The sequence below is a fragment of the Paenibacillus algorifonticola genome (assembly GCF_000971975.1).
GTDB classification, from domain to species: domain Bacteria; phylum Bacillota; class Bacilli; order Paenibacillales; family Paenibacillaceae; genus Pristimantibacillus; species Pristimantibacillus algorifonticola.
In genome coordinates, this window is sequence record NZ_LAQO01000002.1 from 109863 (window position 1) to 127912 (window position 18050).

Consider the following 18050-nt stretch of genomic DNA (forward strand, 5'->3'; position numbering starts at 1 on the left):
CCTATGGATCGCAAATTAGACTATAAGGCCTTTTACGACGATATCGTTGCTTGGATTGCCGATGTCAACATGGCAGTTATGCGGGCTGGCCCAGATAGTTCAGAATTTTGGATATGGATTGCTGATTCAAGCGGATTCATATGCCGGAAATATAACGATAACCGGCTGGTCGTCAAGCAAATGGTCATGTTGGTGGAATGGATGGAAGAAGTTTTTGAACAAAGAAAAAATAAGGGAGCGAATTAAATATGACATTGAAATTGAGCATTGTAGATGGGGTAAAGTCGGTTGATCTTGAGCTAGAGCAAACAGAATCGGGACATGTTACGGCGGTAATTAACGGGGCATTCAGCGTTTTCGGAGTGAATCTGGCGAGTGTGCCGGCGCCTGCTACGGAAGTGATTGCTCCTGAGCTTACCATTACCAAAACGGATTTAGATTTTATATTTGGGCCTGAACGCCCGGATCTGAAAGCGAAGCAAGTGAAAGAAATTGAACAGGCTAAAGAGGAACTGACGAAGAAAGCATATCCTGTTCCAGAATTTCCGCCTGTACCTGTGGCGAAAGTGGAGATTCCTGCGAAGGAGCGCCCGCGTACACTCCCGCTAATCGGATCCGCCAGAACGCCCATGGTATCGCTAGAAGAAAAGATACAGGCCGTGATTAATACGGGAGAGGCGAGGCCTGTTCATTGGGAAACAGGAATCAAATTCAAAGAGGGCATCCCGCATTACAGATGCTATTACCGCTGCAAATCCTGCGGGAATAAAGGGAATCACTATATTAAATTGGACGATACAGAGGTCACATGCCACAATTGCAAATCAGCTTATTCCGTCTTATCGGCAACTGGCGTGGAGCAAGATGGCATTCCTGAACGCGACGGCTTTGGAAACTTTTTCGTTTCAGGCAGACTGCTGTAATCATGGATATGCATAACGCAACGCTTGAGCAGTTAGTTAACATCCGTTATTGCGATGAGGAGGCGCCGCTGGCTGATAAAGCAGCGGCAGAGGCGGAAATAATTCGCCGGCAGCAGCTTGAGGCCGAATCGTCCGATCAGGACTTTCTGGCTTGGGATCCGCATCCGCTGCCGGAAATAGGCGACTAGGGGGAAGCATCATGAAAACTGAAATTGTGAATAAAGAGGAGCTGCGCAAATTATTTTTGGAGGGCCTGCCGCTTGCTGAGATTGCGAAGAAGCTAGGCAGCACGTATGGCAGCATCCGAACGATGATTTATCATGAACGGCAGCGCAAGCCACATGAATGGCCGCTGCGAATCAATTACCCTGGTAAATCAGCAGAGCCGCCGCTCATGATGCACCTATACGAGTGTCAAGATTGTGCGCTAGATTTTGCGGTCGAGGATTACGAGGATGCGGACCATTCCGCTACGGTATGTCCGATCTGCCATAGCGATGAGTATCTACAGGAGCGCGGTTACGGGCAATTTACGGTTACTTCGGCGCCTTTGCGTGAAGTGACTTAAGCAAATATAGGAGGCGGACAGGGTGAAAGTGAAATGGACAATGAGCAATGGATATCCTGGTGCGATACAGAGCGGGACAATTGAAATTGCCGAGGAAGAGTTGGAAGGTCTTAGCGATGATGAGCGTGAGTCGTATATCGGTGAAGCAGTTTGGGAAGATGCCGTCCAATATGTTGATACAAGCTGGGAGATTGAAGAATAGGGGGGGCAAGGCTGTATGAACATGCAAAAAGCAGTGGAGCAGCTTAAGGATTATAAACAACTACAGGCTAGAATGCAGGTGCTGAGTAACTACAGCATCGGATCAGGCATCACACTTAGCCGTTTAAATGGGGACGATCAACTACAGGATTTGCATCGGCGCTTACGCGGATTGCCAAGCTATATGTACTTGTCAGCGCGAGAACAGCGGTTAGAAACAACAGCGCATGCATACCTAAAACAATACCCAGCAGGAATTAAAAGCCAGTTGAAGGCTATACCGGAATATGGAGCTGACGCGGAGGACGATAAAATCCTGCAGGAGTTACGCAATAAAATAAAAAAAGTCATTGATGCGAGAGGGTATGGTGTTCGCGACGACCTGGATGCGGTTTTGGAAAGACTTAGTGAGCTTCAAGATATTCAAGACGAGATCAAGCGAATCGATACGGTGCTGGAGGCACTTCAACGCTATAAACCGGAATATGAGCGTCTGATCCGATTGCAATACATTGAGGGCACCACGGTATCGCGAGCGGCGATAAAGTTATGCGTAACAGAGCGCACGTTCAGACGATGGAGAGACAGGGCATTGCAAGAATACTTAAAGTTGTCCGTTTAATGTCCTGCTATTGTCCGCATAGGTATCTTTTTTATCCTGTAAACCCGTAGTAATATGATATTGTCAAACGAAATGAGTAGACTTAAGCCGCTGGTCCACAGCAAGCCAGCGGCAAAGTGTCACATTATCACCGGTGCTTAACATGATATTCATAACCTTTTTCCTTACCGCTTCTTCGGAGGCGGTATTTTTGGTATATTTCGAGGCCAATCGGACTAAACTAGTAGAAAACGTACTAGATTAGGAGAGAGGCTGATGAATGAGCGGCAATACGCAATGTGGCTATCTAGTATAAAGCCAGGAGACACGGTCTGTTATTATCAGCAGGGCGAGGCTGTGCCGTTAAAAGTCACGCAGGTACACAAAAGCAAAAATGTGTACCACACTTGCGGCGGTATGCGATTTAAAAACGGGGAGTACGGAGACGGCTGGAATTGGATCCGAATATACCCCTTGGAAGGAAAATGACAAGGCCGCCTAATTTTGGTGGCTTTTTTTCTATATACAAAACAAACTCAACGACGGTGGTGGTGATCGTGTAGATGCAGCACATAAAAGCAGAGGCTGATTACAAACGCGGCATGAAATACAAGGACATTGCAGACAAGTACAGCGTAAGCCTCAACACCGTGAAGTCGTGGAAGCAGCGGTATGGCTGGGAGCGCGTGAAAGGTGCACCCTCTCAAAAAGGTGTGCACACAAAAAAGCCGGGCGCACCACCAGGCAACAAGAACGCTGTTGGCAATAAAGGTGGGGCAGCACCGCCTCATAACAGCAATGCTGTAACCCATGGCCTATTTGCTAAGTATCTGCCGGCAGAGTCGCTTGAGATCATGGAGCAGCTGCAGCAGCGCTCGCCGCTTGATATCGTTTGGGATAACATCATGATCCAGTACACGGCCATTATTCGGGCCCAGCAGATCATGTACGTTAAGGATAGGGAAGATATAACGAAGGAAATTAAGAAAAACATGGATACAGGTACCGAATACGAGATCCAGCAGGCCTGGGATAAGCAGGCAAGCTTCCTGCAGGCGCAAAGCCGAGCCATGACATCGCTGCAAAGCCTCATCCGGCAGTATGATGAGCTGTTACGCACGGAGCTGGCTACAGAGGAGCAGCAGGCGCGAATCGACGTGCTTAAGTCCAAGGTGCCGAACAAAGACGGTGTGGATCCGAACGCCCAAATTACAGCGCTGGCTGATCTAATCAACAACCCGGCTCCTGAAAGGGTGCTGCCTGATGATTGAGTACGCACCGCTGACAGCCAAGCAGGCTGAGTATATACGACGCTCAAAGGATTGCTGGCTAAATGTGGCTGAGGGTGGCAAGCGGGCAGGCAAAAACATTATCAACCTGATAGCTTACGCAATGTGCCTTGAGGTGCATCCAGATAAGCTGCATTTGGTATTCGGTGTAAGCCTGGGCGCGGCCAAGATGAACGTTATTGACTCCAACGGCTTCGGGCTGCAATGGCTATTTGCTGGCAGATGCCGTGAAGGTGAATATAAGAACCGCGATGCGTTGTACATCCAGACGAAGACAGGCGAGAAGATCATTATTATCGCTGGTGGCGGTAAGAAGAACGACGCGGCCCGGATCAAGGGTAACTCATACGGCACGGTATACGGCACCGAGGTTAACGAGTGCCATCAGTCATTTGTGCAGGAGGTATTTGACCGGACACTGGCATCTAGCTTCCGGCAGTTGTTTTTTGACCTCAACCCTAAGCCGCCAGCACACTGGTTTTATCGTGATGTGCTAGATTACCAGGACCAACTGCTTGAGAGTGGAGACAATCCCGGTTACAATTACGGTCATTTTACGATGGTGGGTAACCTGAGCATCCCAGATGACCGCCTGCAGGCTGCGCTGATTACGTATGACAAAGACAGCCTATGGTATAAGGCTGATATCCTGGGCGAGCGGACGGCAGCGACAGGGCGCATCTATACTGGATTCAGCAAGGCGGCTAATGTCGTATCGCGGGATGATATTAAGGATTACCGATTTATTGAGTTTAGCATTGGCATTGATATAGGTGGTACCGACGCAACGGTGGCGACACTGACAGGCATGACGGCCAAGTATAAGGACGTTGTGCTGATAGATGGATATTACCATCGCCAAGGTAAGGACCAGGGCAAAGAGCCTGGCTATACACATGACAGATATGCGCAAGAGATCGTAAACAAAGTTGTCGAGTGGTCGGAAACGTATCCGGCCTTTTTGTCGTGTGCGCACATCTTTGCAGAGTCAGCTGACAAGCTGTTTAGACAGGCGCTTGCAAATGAGCTACGACGCAGGGGTATCCACATACCTGTTGTGCCATCTTACAAAAAAGATGGCATCGTAGACCGCATACGGCTAACTAACATCCTTATCAACCAAGGCCGCTATAAAGTCATGGCGCATCTTAAGCAGTGGCGTGACGCTCTGGAGAATGCAACATGGGATGAGAAGGAGCGCGTGGCGGGCGAATGGGTGCGGACGGACGACGGCAGCTATCCGGTTGACTGCTTGGACAGCTCAGAATACGCCGTGCAGCCGTTTAAACGCAGATTGGAGGTGTAGGCTTGTGAAAACCAATCTTGATAGGATCAGGGGTATGACAGCAGAAGAGTTGGGCGAAATACTCGCTTACAAGGATATATGCCCTAATGCTTTTGGTGGACGGCGTAGAGGTAAATGGAAAACGTGCCCGTATCCAAGGCCAAATGCTGATGATTGTAAAAGGTGCTGGACAGAGTGGTTAGGAATGAAGGCGAGGTGCAGGGATGGGGTGGTTAAAGAACATGGTCATGAAGATGCTGAAAATACAGCCAGCTCCTGAAAACCGTATCATCACGATAACGGAGCCATTGAGCTACGGCACCAACGTCCTACGTAACCGGCTCTGGTACCGTGGCGATCCGTCCGAACTAGAGCAATTTGCGATGCAGACGGCTAGCGACAACGTGAGCGGTGCTCGCTTCTGGGCGGCCAGCGCATCGCAAAATCTACGAATACGCAAGATCCACAGCGGGCTACCTGCCATGATAGCGGGTACGCTGAGCGACATTGTTATCGCTGATATGGACGGCATCGAGCTGCAGCCTGTCGAGGTATCGGATAACTGGCAGGCCATTGCTGAGGATAACGGCTTTGACAAGCTGCTGGGTGAGAGTATTACCGATACGCTGGTGGCCGGTGACGGGGCGTTTAAGATTACCGTGGATCCGGACGTGAGCGAATACCCAATCATCGAGTTTTACAGCGGTGAGCAGGTCAGCTATAACCGCCAGCGTGGACGGCTCAAAGAGGTACTGTTTTACACCGATTACAGGCACCGTGACAAGGATTACCGCCTAGAGGAGACATTCGGGCAGGGTTATGTGCGGTCAAAGCTGCTATCGGCTGATGGCAAGGAGGTACCGCTGGCCACAGTGCCGGAGACGGCGCACCTGCAGCCGGAGGTCACCTATGAGGGCAAGTGGATCATGGCCGTACCGATGCAGTTTTACAAGTCCAGTAAGTGGACAGGCCGGGGCAAGTCGCTATACGACAGTAAAAACGATGAGTTTGACGCGCTGGATGAGGTCATAAGCCAATGGGTGGACGCAATCCGGGCTGGCCGCGTCCAAAAGTACATTCCAGAGGACATGATTCCGCGGTCTACGGAGACGGGTGAGTTGTTAAAGCCCAACCCGTTTGACAACCAGTTTATAAAGCTTGGAACGGCGCTAGCGGAGGATGCCAAGGGACAGATTACCACGGTCCAGCCGGCCATACTTTATGAGGCGTTTGTCGAGTCATACAGTAGCGCTCTGGATATGTGCTTGCAGGGCATCATGAGTCCAGCGACCTTGGGCATCGATCTTAAAAAGACCGATAACGCTGAGGCTCAGAGAGAAAAGGAAAAGGCCACGTTGTACACACGGGGTAAGTTGATTGAGACGCTTAACCAAGTCGTCCCACGCCTAGTTGATACCGTGCTTAAGGTATATGACACGATGCGAAACCGAGATGCAGGTGAATATGAGGCCAGCGTCAAATTCGGGGAGTATGCGAGCCCATCGTTTGACAGTGTGGTGGAGACGGTTGGCAAGGCCCGGACGTTTGGCGTCATGAGCATAGAGAGATCTGTCGAGGAGCTTTATGGGGATAGCTGGACGGATGAAGAAAAGGCGGAAGAGGTCAAGCGCCTGAAAGATGAGCAGGGGCTGCTTGATGTAAAGGAGCCAGCTATTAACCGAGACAAGCCGCCTGGCGAAGAAGACGAGGACGACAATCCAGAAGCTGATGACGAATGAGCAAATACGACGTCCGTAAAATCTTTGCCGACATGGAGCTTGATCTGATTAAGAGCATGCAGCGCAATCTTGCCAGACACGAGGCCGAGGAAGAGGAACTTGGCTTTGAGTGGGAGCAATGGCAAGCACGTAAGCTGCAAAACCTTAAGCAATTCCGCAAGCAGAACAAAAAGATTGTCGAGCAGCGCGCGCCAGAGGTTGAAAAACAGGTAACAGGCAGCATTCGGAGTGCTTTCCGTAACGGAGCAAAGAAGGTAGCTGACGCTGCGGGCAAACTCTGGAACAAATTCGGGTTTGGCCGCCGTGAGGATCTGCCCAGGCCGAAAATGCAGGAAGATGACGACGAGAACTTTTTTAAACTCAACAAGCGTCGCGTTGATGCATTGACGGATGCGTCCAAGGGTGAGTTGCGAGCGGCCCAGCACTCCATGCTGCGGCAAGCCGATGACGTATATCGGCAGACGATCTTTAAATCGCAGGTTTACCTTAACAGCGGGGCAGCATCGCTTGGCCAGGCTATCGACATGGCGACACGGGACTTTTTGGACAAGGGATTTGATTATGTCACTTACTCCAATGGGCGCCGAATCAACGTTGCCAGCTATGCGGAGATGGCGCTTAGGACAGCATCACAGCGAGCGGTGTTTTCGGGCGAAGGGGCCAAGCGCAATGAGCTGGGCATACGCACTGTCGTGATATCGGCTCATAACAACTGCTCTAAGCTATGCCTGCCGTACCAGGGTAAGGTATTTATTGATGACGTGTACAGCGGTGGCTCAGCCAAGGACGGTGATTATCCGTTGCTCAGTAAGGCGATGGCAGGCGGCTTATTTCACCCGAATTGCCGTCACAACATGGCGACCTATATACCTGGCGTAAGCAAGCTACCAGCTCCTGTTGACGATGAGGTGGCGACTGCAAATTACCAAGCGGAGCAGCGGCAACGCTATATGGAGCGCCAGATACGCAAGTACAAACGGCGCGAGGCTGGTGCGGTGGATCCGGCCAACAAAGATGCTGCAGCAGCCAAGGTCAAGCAATGGCAGGCGGAAATACGCCAGCACATAGCTAATAACGATCATCTGCGACGTGATCGAGCGCGGGAAAATTAAGGTCGTAGGCACTCACGCATAGGCGAGGGTGCTTTTTTGTTGCCCTGTCGTATGGCCTTAAACTAGGCGACTGCTCAAGGCCGGAGCATAGCGGCCTGCTCCCTTAGCTGGAGAGCAGCTATAAAAATCTATGGAGGCTGATGATAAATGGATTGGATGAAAGAGCTTTTGAAAGCGGCGGGTTTCGATGTAGCGAAGATTGACGCGTTAATTAGTGACGTTAATAAGGAGCTACCGAAGCATTTTGTGCCGAAAACGCAATATAACGAAATGTCTGAGGCCAAGAAAAAAGCTGAGAAAGACGTTACTGACCGCGATACTCAGATTGCAGAGCTTGGCAAAACGGCTGGAGCCAGCGAGGAAATGAAAAAGCAGATCGATACTCTGACAGCAGCTAACCAAGCAGCGGCAGATAAGTATGCTGCAGACCTTAAGGAGCTGACAGTGACCAATGCCATTAAAACGGCACTGGCTGGCAAAGTCCATGACGACGCGCTGGTAGCAGGCCTGTTTGACCGTGAAAAGCTCGTTTTGGACGGCGACAAGATTGTCGGTCTGGACGATCAGCTTAAAGGGCTGCAAGAGTCCAAGGCGTTTTTGTTTAAGACTGAGGACAAAGGCGGAGGCGGTCAGGGTGGTTTCAGGGTTGGTGGTGGAGGCAATGGGGGCGGAGCGCCAGCGGGCAACGACCAACTAGCCGCAATTTTCGGTGTTAAAACACAATAATAGGAGTGATTAAGATATGCCATACAATTACGTTGAAAGTTTTTTGACTGTACTGCAACAAAAGTACGCGCAGGAATTAACATCATCCGAGTTGACAACGGCTAATGCCCAATTTGTCGGTACAAAGACGGTCAAGATTCCGCGGCTTGATGTCGCTGGTTACAAAGACCATAGCCGTAACGGCGGTTGGAACCGTCAATCGATTGCTAACGACTTCGAGTTGAAGGTCCTTCAGCATGATCGCGATGTTGAATTTTTCGTCGACACAATGGATGTTGATGAGACGAACCAAATTCTTTCGGCGGCTAACGTGACCAACGTCTTTGAAGACGAGCAGGCTATTCCAGAGCTTGATAAGTATCGATATTCGAAATTATATTCTGAGGTCGTTGACCTCGGTGGGGCGCTGGATACTACTGTGCCGACCATTGCTAATGTGCTGAACATATTTGACGATCTGATGGAGGAGATGGACGAAGCCAGCGTACCACAGAGTGGTCGCATTCTCTATGCTACACCTACCATGCACAAGCTTTTGAAGCAAGCTGAAAAAGTGCAGCGTACTATCGAAGTTACCAATAATAATGGGGTGGTTAACCGCGCTGTACGAAGTCTAGACGACGTAAAACTGAAAATGGTTCCCTCGGATCGAATGAAATCGGCATTCGACTTTACTAACGGTGCGGTGCCTGGTGTAGGAGCCAAACAGATTAACATGATTTTGGTGCATCCATCTGCGGTGCTAGCTCCGGTCAAGCACAGCGCAATCTACCTTTGGGAACCGGGCTCACACACGGGCGGTGACGGTTATCTGTACCAGAACCGTAAATACACCGATCTGTTTGCCATCGAGCGCAAGTTGAAAGGCATTCAAATTAACGTCCAAGCATAAGAAGGAGGAGAAATCTATGCTATACGCAGTAAAGGGTAATAAGCAGCTTAAAATTGATGAGGCTGATGCAACTGGCTACCTGAAACTCGGCTACGACATTGCCAAGGAAGAAAACGGCGAGCTCGTGACGATTGAGGTGTCGCCATCCAAAACGGTGACCTATGCTGAGCATAAAAAGGCGCTGGACCGCATTGCAGAGCTGGAGGCAGCCGATCCTGACGAAAAGCTGCAAGCAGAAAATAAGGCGCTCAAGGAAAAACTGGCCGAGGCCAACAAGAAGCTGAAAGAAGCTACAGGCGGGTGATCGTATGGCCTATGCGACAGCAGCAGATTATGAGCAATACGGTAATGGCAGCATACCCACGGAGGCGCTAGACAAGGAGCTGCAGCTTGCATCCGATCAGGTGGACAGCCTTACGTATAATCGCATCGTGGGGCGCGGTCTGGTCGGGCTGAGCACTTACCAGCAGACAAGTGTCATTAAGGCAGTATGCCAGCAGGCGGACTTTAGCTATCAGTACGGTGACTTTCTGACGATGCCGATAGCTGGTTACAGCGCGGGTAGCGTCTCTTTGTCGTTTAAAACAGTAGAGGGAGCGGGCGGTGTTCAGACCACGGAGAGCGTTGTTAATCTGCTGCGTGCTACTGGCCTTACAAACAGGGGGCTATGCTGATGCGTGGTAAATTGCCGTTTCCAACGTGGATATTAGTCACCCCGATTAAAGTCTATCAAACTGAATTGTCAGAGGACGGTGAGCCTGTCGAGGAATTAATCTTTGATGGGCTTGCTTGCCATGACGAAAAGATGCGGCAGACCATGGACAAGGAGCGGCGTTTGGTGACGTTATCGGGCAAAGTAATCATCCAAGGCGATATTAACCCGGATAAGCTAATCGAGGGTTATGTCGTCGTTGGAGGGGCGCAGCGGTCTATATTTCGGGCTGCGCGACCACATAATCCAGACGGCACCATATTTTCTACGGAGCTGGAGCTGATGTAATGAAGGTTAAAACGAAAATGAATCGTAGGGCGCTGAGTGAGATTAGTGGCGGAGCTGTTGAGGCGCTGCAGCAAACAATCGCTGGATCTAGAAATAGTATCCTGGGCGAGATTATGGCAGCTGAGGTCACCCCTAAGCAAACAGGCGAGCTTGAGCGGAGCGCCCATATCGACGAGGCGCAGAGCAAGCGAGGCAAGGTATCCATTGTCTACGATACGCCGTATGCCAGGCGGCTCTACTATCACCCGGAGTACAATTTCCGGCGTGATAAAAATAGAGACGCACAGGGCCTATGGCTTGAAGCGTGGGCGACAGGCAAAAAGGACAATATTATCAAGAAAGTATTTTCGAAACTCTGGCAGAAGCTTGCAGGGGGCTTTATACGATGATGACAACAGGCGAGGTAAGAGATTGGCTTAAGACACAAGTAGAGTCGCCAGCGTGGTACATTGGCAAGCTGGATGGCAAGCAGCCCCAATGTATTGGTGTGTACAACCTTAACGCGGGCTCGCCAGTTATTGCATTAGGCGGGCTGGAGCAAACGAGCTACGCAGTCAAAGGCGTGTCTATCTTGGTGCATTGGGGAAAAAATGCAAACATAGCGGAGCGCAAGGCCCATGAGGTCTACGCTGCGCTATTTGGTCAGGTCGCAGAGATTGGCGGGCGTCGTGTAATCTCGTTTGATATGCGGGTGCCCGAGCCGGTCAATGTAGGCACGGACGACGACGGCATTTACGAGTACGTAATCGAGACAATTATTTATTACGAGAGGTGAGGTTAAATGGCAGAAACAGGCGTTTTTCCCGTCCATAATAACATTTTCAAAATCGGGACTGCTGGCCGCGCATCAACAGCGGCTGAAATGCTTACCGTCAAGGACTTGGAGACATTTACAATCAGCATCGACGCAAATACTGAGGAGTGGTCCCCTATGGACCAAGCAGGCTGGACGCGTCGGGCTGTAACGGGCAAGGGGATGACCATTAGCTTTTCGGGCAAGCGAAACTATGGCGATCCAGGTAATGACTACATTGCGGGCTTGATGATCGGAACAGGCCAAGAGGTAGAAACAAAATTTGAGTGGACGATGCCGAGCGGCGCGAAGCTTGTCATGGATTGCGTCATTAGCCTTACAGCTCCAGCCGGTGGCGACAGTACGAATATTGATGGTTTGGAATTTGAGCTGCTGAGCGACGGCAAGCCGACATTTACGCCAGCGGCATAATACAACATAAACGAGGAGGATTTTAAGCATGTCTAAAACAGTTGATTTGTCAGGGAAATTTAGTACGGAAAAGCCGGCCATTGTGATCGATGGTAAAAGATACATCGTCAATAACGGTATTCGTGAGGTTACGGCGTTTCAGGCTGCAGGTCAAGCAGGGCCATCCGGAATGCTTGAAGGTCTTGAAACCGTTCTGGGCAAAGAAGCATATGAAGAGCTTGGCGTTGGAAATTTCTCGCTAGACAACATCCAAGTTTTAACGACTGGGGTGATGGCTGCTGTGTTGGGTGTGTCCTACGACGAGGCTCTTGCCCGATTTCAACGGGCAATCAAGCAATCAGGAGACGTGGTATGACCTTGAGGATGACTGGTCGTTGATTGAGGCCAGCTTAGCGACTCAGTACGGTATCAGGATCCGGCAGCATCCCGATATGCCATGGGACGAGTTTTGTAATTATGTTGCAGGGATTATGCCTGAGACACCGCTAGGCGCAGTCGTGGCCATTCGCGCCGAGAAGGATCCGAAGGCTATCAGAGCTTTTGGACCGGATCAACGACGAATACACAGTGAGTGGCGTAAGCGGGGGGCAACTCGCAAGCTGGATGATCCGGTAAAGCTGGATATGGAAATGCAGAACTTTGAGCTTACGATGGCCCGACTATTCGGAGGAGGTGGCGGTTAGATGGCAGCAGGCAGTGCGGGTAGTGTCATACTGGATTTAGGCCTTAATTTTGCACAATTTAATCGCCAGCTCAACGGGATAGCGGGCACGGCGACAAACCTAGTAGGCGGTGCCTTTAAGCAGCTTGGGCTGATTATTGGTGCCGCCTTTGCTGTCCAGGGCATCACAGATTTTGCGCGGGAAGCTATTAATCTAGCATCCGACTTGCAAGAGGTCCAGAACGTTGTGGACGTTACGTTTGGGGCAATGGCAGCAGACGTAAACGCTTTTGCGGATAGTGCGCTGGAGTCATTTGGTCTGTCGGAGCTGTCGGCAAAAAAGTATACGTCAGTCATGGGGGCTATGCTTAAGTCATCCGGATTGACAGGTGACGTTGTACGTGATCTGTCGGTCGATATGACAAAGCTGGCTGCGGATATGGCGAGTTTTTACAACCTTGAGACTGATGAGGCTTTTGACAAGATCAGATCGGGAATCGCTGGCGAAACCGAGCCATTGATGGCATTGGGTGTAAACATGAACGTCGCGAACATGGAGGCATATGCGCTTGCTCAGGGCATTACAAAAAGCTGGACGGCCATGTCACAGGCGGAGCAAGTGCTGTTGCGCTACAACTACCTGTTAAGCGTCACAGGGGATGCGCAAGGCGACTTTGCACGTAATGGCGACAGCTGGGCTAACCAGATACGTGTATTGACCGAGCAATGGAAAATCTTTCAGGGGACTATGGGCGCGGGCTTTATTAACATTTTGACCCCGGTCGTTAAAGGCTTAAACTGGCTCATAGCCAAGCTTCAGATAGCGGCTGCCTATTTTAAAGCATTCACCGAATTGATTTTTGGGGACGCAACAGCAGGCGGCATGGGCGCTGTAACGACGGCTACGGAGACAGCAGCATCAGGCGTTGGGGATGTTGGCACAGCAGCTACCGATACAGGCAAGGCAGTCAAAAAAGCGGGCAAGGCCATTAAGGGCTCGCTAGGTGGGTTCGACCAACTCAACATCATATCGCAGGGCGCAGCTGGAGCATTAGACGACGCTGCAGGAGCTGCGGGCGGAATTGCGGCAGGCTTAGGCGCAGGTACAGGATTTGATATGGGTGCTATGACGCTGGAGCCCGACATTGACGTGGATCCGATCAAAGATAAGGTACAGGCATTTGTTGACCAGGTTAAGGGTATGTTTGGCGGGTTGATGACCACGTTTAAAGGCGTGGGCGCTACACTGGCAGCTATCTTTGGTCCATCCCTTCAAACGGCATGGGCGTCCATTGCGCCACAGCTCGAGCGGATTAAGCAGATATTTGCGGGAGTGTTTACCGATATTGTTGCGCTGGGCGACCCGCTTAAAAACTGGTTTGTTAACGACGTCATCCCTTTATGGCAACAGAATATTGAGGTTATGGGGCATGTGGTGGGCGGATTGATGGACAGCGTGCTAAATGTATTCCAGACCATTTGGGATACGGTGTATCCACTCATCAACAAATTTGTCACGGAGGGCCTGCCGAGATATACAGAGTTTGTCAGCGGAGCAATTGATATTTTTAAGCATCTATTTGATCTTGCGAAGCAGATATTCGACGATATATGGAGGGGCGCCGTTGACCCAGCGATGAAAATTGTATCCAAGATCATCATGGATATTATGGATATCATCTACAAAGCGTGGGATCAATGGGGTTCCAAGATCGTTGATAAGATCAAAATGGCGCTGGATGGCGTCAAGCAGCTGTGGACTGAACTTTGGAACGGATTCCTTAAACCATTTGTCGATGAAATGTTGAAAATGCTATCAACAGCTTGGGATAAGCACCTTAAGTATATGGTGGAGGATCTTGTTAACTTTGTTGCTAAGGTTGTAGATGGGGCACTAGATATCTATAACAAATTTATTTTGCCCGTGGTCAGCTATATGGTTAAGACGTTGGGGCCTACATTTAAAAATATCTTTGCATTCATCGGGGACGTTGTAGGCACGGCGGTCGGGATAATATCTGATGTAATACGAGGCATAATCAAGTCGCTTGGCGGCGTGATAGACTTCATCGTCGGCGTTTTTACCGGCAATTGGAAAAAAGCCTGGAACGGCATACAAGACTTTAGCAAGGGTATGTGCGACGCCTTGGTGGGCATTTTTAAGGGAGCGATAAACCTTATTATTGATGCCGTTAACTTTATGATCCGTCAGCTTAATACCGTTAAGATCGACGTGCCTGATTGGGTAAGCAAAACAACAGGCGTCAAAGATTTTGGCATATCCATCCCGACAATCCCAAAACTCGCAAAAGGCGGTCTAGCTTACGGCCCGACGCTCGCAATGGTCGGGGATAACAAAGGAGCTGCTGCGGATCCAGAGGTCATCAGCCCATTGTCTAAGCTGCAGGGGATGATAGATAGCAGTAATCAGCAATCCGTGCAGATACTTGGACAAATACTGCAGGTGCTCAAAAATAGCGGGAATCAAACGGCCGTCCTGCAAATTGGCGAATCGGAGTTTGGCCGGGTGGCTGCTAAATCTATCAATCGGGCATCGCAGCAGGCTGGACGGTCGCTGATAGATGTATAGGAGGTGTAAGGCGTGGAAATTAAAATAAATGGCGTGGCGATAGCGGCTTACCCGTCATCCTTTGTCCCGACAGTGCTTGACCTGGACGACGGAGAGTCAACGACCAGGACAGCTGACGGCACGCTCAACCGAGACAGGATAGCCGTTAAGCGGCAGATTGATATGGAGTGGGGCGTGCTGACATGGGCTGAGATATCGGCGCTGATGCAGGCTATGAGCGGCGTATTTTTCAGCGTTACGTATCCGGACCCTATGGCGGGGGCATATCAGACTAAAACGTTTTATGTTGGCAACAGACAAGCTGCCTTTGCGGTGGCCAAGGGCAACGACATACGGTGGCAAGGTCTTAAAGTCACCCTGACGGAGCGATAATATGTATCCTATATCAAGCGAGTTTTTAGCGATGTTGCGCAGGCATGATCGAGAATTTAAGGTTATGGCACACATTGACGGCAAAAACTACTTTGATTCGACAATTGTTGATTTTACCGTCGAAAACAGCTTGTTAGCTGGCGAAGAGTTTGAGCTGGGAACAACGGTAATCAGCCAATGTACCATCACGCTACGGACGCAGGACGTAATCCCAGCTAATGCGCTTGTACGTCCTTATATTGCGCTATCTCGTGCGGGACTCTCATGGGACGACACACTCACGAGTTGGGTCAGCACAACGCGGTCATGGGAAGGCGGCATGACTGACTGGCTATCAATGGGCGAGTATTTTGTTGACTCTCGCAAAAAGATCAACGATGTATGGACGTTTACGTGCTGCGATATGCTTGTGCGGGCTGATGTGCCCTATGTATCAGCACTCACCTATCCGGCGACGCAGCAGGCCGTGTGGAACGAGATATGCGGCAGGCTGGGCTATCTCTATGACGGCAGCGTACAGATTAATCCATCCTACCAGATCCAAGCGGGGCCAGCAGGATATAGCATGCGCCAGGTACTAGGTTACATTGCTAGCGCCAACAGTGCATGCGTCTATGTAGCCAAGTCGGGCGTGATCCGATTTAAAACGTTCGCAGCCAGTGCACCACCTGTCTTTAATATGACGACGGCTGATTACATCCGGATTAAGCAGCTCAATCCAGTCAAGACGTATACGCGGGTTGTGGTGACTTACAATACTGAGGATGGCTTAACATACGAGGCGGGCAGCGGAGACGACAACCACACGCTGTATGTCGAAAACCCGTTTGCAACGCAGGCGATAACCAATAACCTGTATGCAAAGCTTAACGGCTTTACCTATCTGCCGGTGCAAATGGACGCACGCGGGTATCCACAGCTTGAGCACGGGGACATCATCGGCTTTGAAATGCAGGAGGGCAACAGCTGGGCCGAGACATTTACAAGCTGGGATAATACGCATTTGCCGTGGAATGGCTTATCTGGCTACCAGACTATTGCGCTGCATATGTCATTTAGCTTTAAGGGCGGGCTGACAATGCAGATAGAGGCGCCGTCCAAGTCGGAGCAGCGATCCGAATTTGCGCTGGAAGGCAGCCTGACACAGCAGGTTAACCGACTCAATGCCAATACTGTACGCTATGGTAAACCGTATTACGGCATTACGCATAGCCGGACACAAGGCATGGTAATCGAGCGGGAGGACCACAAAAGCAAGCTGACGCTTAACAGCGACATTATGGACTGGCAGGTTAATGGTAGCAGCGCGTTGTATTACGATGCTCAAACAAACAAGCTTAAGTTTACCGGGGCACTTGAGGCGGCGAGTGGGACGTTCAGCGGTAACCTACAAGCGGCAGGCGGCACTTTCACAGGGACGCTTAACGGGGCCGATGGTAGCTTTAGCGGCACAATTACAGCTTCAACGTTCACGGGCGGCACCATCACAGGCGCTTTGATCCAAACTAAGGAAGTTGGTCAATTCCCACGGGCCGTAATGTCCGCGACAGACAACTATTTTGGAGTCTATAGCAATGCTGATAACTATGTAGTATTGGAAAACTATGCAGGTGCGCCAGCTTTCAGATTTGTAACCGCTGGACAGCAGCGGGCGCTAATCAATACATTGTTGGGTAATTTAGAGATGTATGGTGATAACGGAGTATATATTAATGGCAAGAACGGCGCTGCTGAAGTGCAGTTAGATGGAAGTCTAGTAAAGGTGCCTTCATGGTCAAGATTTGTTAATGCAGCGAATGGTCAAACCTTGCAAGAAGCCTTTTTAACAAAGGCGCAAAAAGGAATAGCAACAGGCGCTGGAGGTACGCATAACCACGGTATCCCTGATGGCACGAAGTTGGCAGTAACCAACTCCTCAGGCACGGTCACGGGATTTATTACGTTCTCTACTGCTGGTAGCCATACCCATGAGCAGATATAAGTGGTATAATGTGACAAAATAATCATATTCGAGGTGACTTTAGTATGAAGAAATTTGTCGCAGGATTTATAGCGGGTGCAATTGTCTTTACGGCAGGAACGGCCTTTGCTGCGAACGGGTTGACTGGAAAAAAAGTGGGCGGTGAAGTTCGAGTTACTTTAAATGGGAAGACAGTAGATAATGGAGCTGTCATTGAGGGGACGAGCCTACTACCAGTACGTAGTATTTCAGAGGCGCTAGGTTTAGATGTATCTTATAGTAAAGGGGTTGTAGCCTTGACAAGTGAGGTCGAAACGTCTGCTGAAACATCTGATCCATATTCTTTTTACAATACTGAAACGAAAATAAATGAAAGAATTACACGTCTAGAAGAAAATATAACCAGCAATGAAAAGTTTATAGCCGATCAACAGTATGCTATTGATGTCAGAACTAATTATCTGAATGAAAATCCGAACAGCCCTGATAAAGATTCTATTAATTCGGAGATTGAAGGTCGGAAAAAGCAAATTGAAACATACCAACAATATATCAATAATAACAAAAATGAAATCACAGCACTTAAAGCTAAGCTAGCAACCCTACAAACAAAATAGTAAAGGAATGATAAACATGGAGTTTGGCTTTAATGCTTCCGAGCACGTTAACAGTAATATTATCTTGTCGGATACCTTTTTCTACAAGCTTCCGAGTACATTTAAACGGGAAGATTTAATGAAAGCTGACATGATCATATTGGCTTCACAACACCCTGGCGGATATAAACTTGGAACAAAAATTCTTGACGAAAATGGTAATTTAATTATCAAAGTATCTGTATCTTAAAGCACAGCAAAAATAAAACGAAGGCGCTCCTATAAAGGGGCGTCTTTTTCGTTGGGAGTG

The 18050-nt window shown here is 49.7% G+C and carries 25 protein-coding genes; all 25 read left to right on the plus strand.

All coding sequences use genetic code 11. From position 1 onward, the window contains the following. Nucleotides 1-3: 3 nt before the first annotated feature. Complete coding sequence (locus tag WH37_RS10135; RefSeq protein ID WP_046230462.1) at nucleotides 4-246, plus strand: hypothetical protein; 243 nt, start codon at nucleotides 4-6, stop codon at nucleotides 244-246. Between the two features lie 2 nt (nucleotides 247-248). Then, nucleotides 249-923: an FmdB family zinc ribbon protein gene (locus WH37_RS33490; RefSeq protein ID WP_052736915.1), complete on the plus strand. Its 675-nt coding sequence runs from the start codon at nucleotides 249-251 to the stop codon at nucleotides 921-923. 2 nt (nucleotides 924-925) lie between these two features. After that, on the plus strand, nucleotides 926-1111 hold the full coding sequence (locus WH37_RS10145) for a hypothetical protein (RefSeq protein WP_046230463.1): 186 nt from the start codon (nucleotides 926-928) through the stop codon (nucleotides 1109-1111). 11 nt (nucleotides 1112-1122) lie between these two features. Then, nucleotides 1123-1491, plus strand: coding sequence for an RNA polymerase sigma factor sigma-70 region 4 domain-containing protein (locus tag WH37_RS10150; RefSeq protein ID WP_046230464.1), 369 nt, complete (start codon nucleotides 1123-1125; stop codon nucleotides 1489-1491). A 22-nt stretch (nucleotides 1492-1513) separates the two neighbouring features. Then, a complete protein-coding gene (locus WH37_RS10155; protein WP_046230465.1) occupies nucleotides 1514-1693 on the plus strand; it encodes a DUF7167 family protein in 180 nt (59 codons plus the stop codon). Nucleotides 1694-1708: 15 nt separating this feature from the next. After that, entirely contained in the window at nucleotides 1709-2314 is a 606-nt protein-coding gene (locus tag WH37_RS10160) for an ECF-type sigma factor (protein WP_046230466.1), read from the plus strand. A 542-nt stretch (nucleotides 2315-2856) separates the two neighbouring features. Further along, complete coding sequence (gene terS, locus WH37_RS10170) at nucleotides 2857-3564, plus strand: phage terminase small subunit (protein ID WP_046230468.1); 708 nt, start codon at nucleotides 2857-2859, stop codon at nucleotides 3562-3564. Next, nucleotides 3557-4888 carry a terminase gene (locus WH37_RS10175; protein ID WP_046230469.1) on the plus strand — a complete coding sequence of 444 codons (1332 nt, stop codon included), beginning with the start codon at nucleotides 3557-3559 and terminating at the stop codon, nucleotides 4886-4888. The genes terS and WH37_RS10175 overlap by 8 nt, the downstream gene beginning before the upstream one ends. A 221-nt stretch (nucleotides 4889-5109) precedes the next feature. After that, the gene (locus WH37_RS10180; protein WP_231594180.1) at nucleotides 5110-6606 is read left to right on the plus strand and encodes a capsid protein; all 1497 of its coding nucleotides are present in this window, start codon (nucleotides 5110-5112) and stop codon (nucleotides 6604-6606) included. Continuing rightward, complete coding sequence (locus WH37_RS10185) at nucleotides 6603-7718, plus strand: phage minor capsid protein (protein ID WP_046230471.1); 1116 nt, start codon at nucleotides 6603-6605, stop codon at nucleotides 7716-7718. Before WH37_RS10180 ends, WH37_RS10185 begins: the two co-directional genes overlap by 4 nt. Before the next feature lie 147 nt (nucleotides 7719-7865). Beyond that, nucleotides 7866-8444 carry a phage scaffolding protein gene (locus tag WH37_RS10190; RefSeq protein WP_046230472.1) on the plus strand — a complete coding sequence of 193 codons (579 nt, stop codon included), beginning with the start codon at nucleotides 7866-7868 and terminating at the stop codon, nucleotides 8442-8444. A gap of 16 nt (nucleotides 8445-8460) precedes the next feature. Further along, nucleotides 8461-9336, plus strand: a complete 876-nt coding sequence (locus WH37_RS10195) for a hypothetical protein (RefSeq protein WP_046230473.1) — start codon at nucleotides 8461-8463, stop codon at nucleotides 9334-9336. Nucleotides 9337-9352: 16 nt separating this feature from the next. After that, nucleotides 9353-9640: a hypothetical protein gene (locus tag WH37_RS10200; protein ID WP_046230474.1), complete on the plus strand. Its 288-nt coding sequence runs from the start codon at nucleotides 9353-9355 to the stop codon at nucleotides 9638-9640. A gap of 4 nt (nucleotides 9641-9644) precedes the next feature. Beyond that, the gene (locus WH37_RS10205; RefSeq protein ID WP_046230475.1) at nucleotides 9645-10010 is read left to right on the plus strand and encodes a head-tail connector protein; all 366 of its coding nucleotides are present in this window, start codon (nucleotides 9645-9647) and stop codon (nucleotides 10008-10010) included. Continuing rightward, nucleotides 10010-10336, plus strand: coding sequence for a hypothetical protein (locus WH37_RS10210; RefSeq protein ID WP_046230476.1), 327 nt, complete (start codon nucleotides 10010-10012; stop codon nucleotides 10334-10336). The genes WH37_RS10205 and WH37_RS10210 overlap by 1 nt, the downstream gene beginning before the upstream one ends. Beyond that, nucleotides 10336-10725: a hypothetical protein gene (locus tag WH37_RS10215; RefSeq protein ID WP_046230477.1), complete on the plus strand. Its 390-nt coding sequence runs from the start codon at nucleotides 10336-10338 to the stop codon at nucleotides 10723-10725. Before WH37_RS10210 ends, WH37_RS10215 begins: the two co-directional genes overlap by 1 nt. Beyond that, nucleotides 10722-11111: a phage tail terminator protein gene (locus WH37_RS10220; protein WP_197091356.1), complete on the plus strand. Its 390-nt coding sequence runs from the start codon at nucleotides 10722-10724 to the stop codon at nucleotides 11109-11111. Before WH37_RS10215 ends, WH37_RS10220 begins: the two co-directional genes overlap by 4 nt. A 6-nt stretch (nucleotides 11112-11117) precedes the next feature. Next, nucleotides 11118-11561, plus strand: a complete 444-nt coding sequence (locus WH37_RS10225) for a phage tail tube protein (protein WP_046230478.1) — start codon at nucleotides 11118-11120, stop codon at nucleotides 11559-11561. Nucleotides 11562-11589: 28 nt separating this feature from the next. Further along, on the plus strand, nucleotides 11590-11916 hold the full coding sequence (locus tag WH37_RS10230; RefSeq protein WP_046230479.1) for a hypothetical protein: 327 nt from the start codon (nucleotides 11590-11592) through the stop codon (nucleotides 11914-11916). Between the two features lie 19 nt (nucleotides 11917-11935). After that, nucleotides 11936-12244: a hypothetical protein gene (locus WH37_RS10235; RefSeq protein WP_231594181.1), complete on the plus strand. Its 309-nt coding sequence runs from the start codon at nucleotides 11936-11938 to the stop codon at nucleotides 12242-12244. Next, nucleotides 12245-14812: a phage tail protein gene (locus WH37_RS10240; RefSeq protein ID WP_046230481.1), complete on the plus strand. Its 2568-nt coding sequence runs from the start codon at nucleotides 12245-12247 to the stop codon at nucleotides 14810-14812. It begins immediately after the preceding gene. A 12-nt stretch (nucleotides 14813-14824) separates the two neighbouring features. Beyond that, complete coding sequence (locus WH37_RS10245) at nucleotides 14825-15184, plus strand: DUF6711 family protein (RefSeq protein WP_046230482.1); 360 nt, start codon at nucleotides 14825-14827, stop codon at nucleotides 15182-15184. A 1-nt stretch (nucleotide 15185) separates the two neighbouring features. Continuing rightward, complete coding sequence (locus tag WH37_RS10250) at nucleotides 15186-17165, plus strand: hypothetical protein (RefSeq protein ID WP_052736916.1); 1980 nt, start codon at nucleotides 15186-15188, stop codon at nucleotides 17163-17165. 44 nt (nucleotides 17166-17209) lie between these two features. Then, the gene (locus WH37_RS33495; protein WP_052736917.1) at nucleotides 17210-17761 is read left to right on the plus strand and encodes a hypothetical protein; all 552 of its coding nucleotides are present in this window, start codon (nucleotides 17210-17212) and stop codon (nucleotides 17759-17761) included. A gap of 16 nt (nucleotides 17762-17777) precedes the next feature. Next, nucleotides 17778-17990, plus strand: coding sequence for a hypothetical protein (locus tag WH37_RS10260; protein ID WP_046230483.1), 213 nt, complete (start codon nucleotides 17778-17780; stop codon nucleotides 17988-17990). Nucleotides 17991-18050 lie beyond the last annotated feature (60 nt).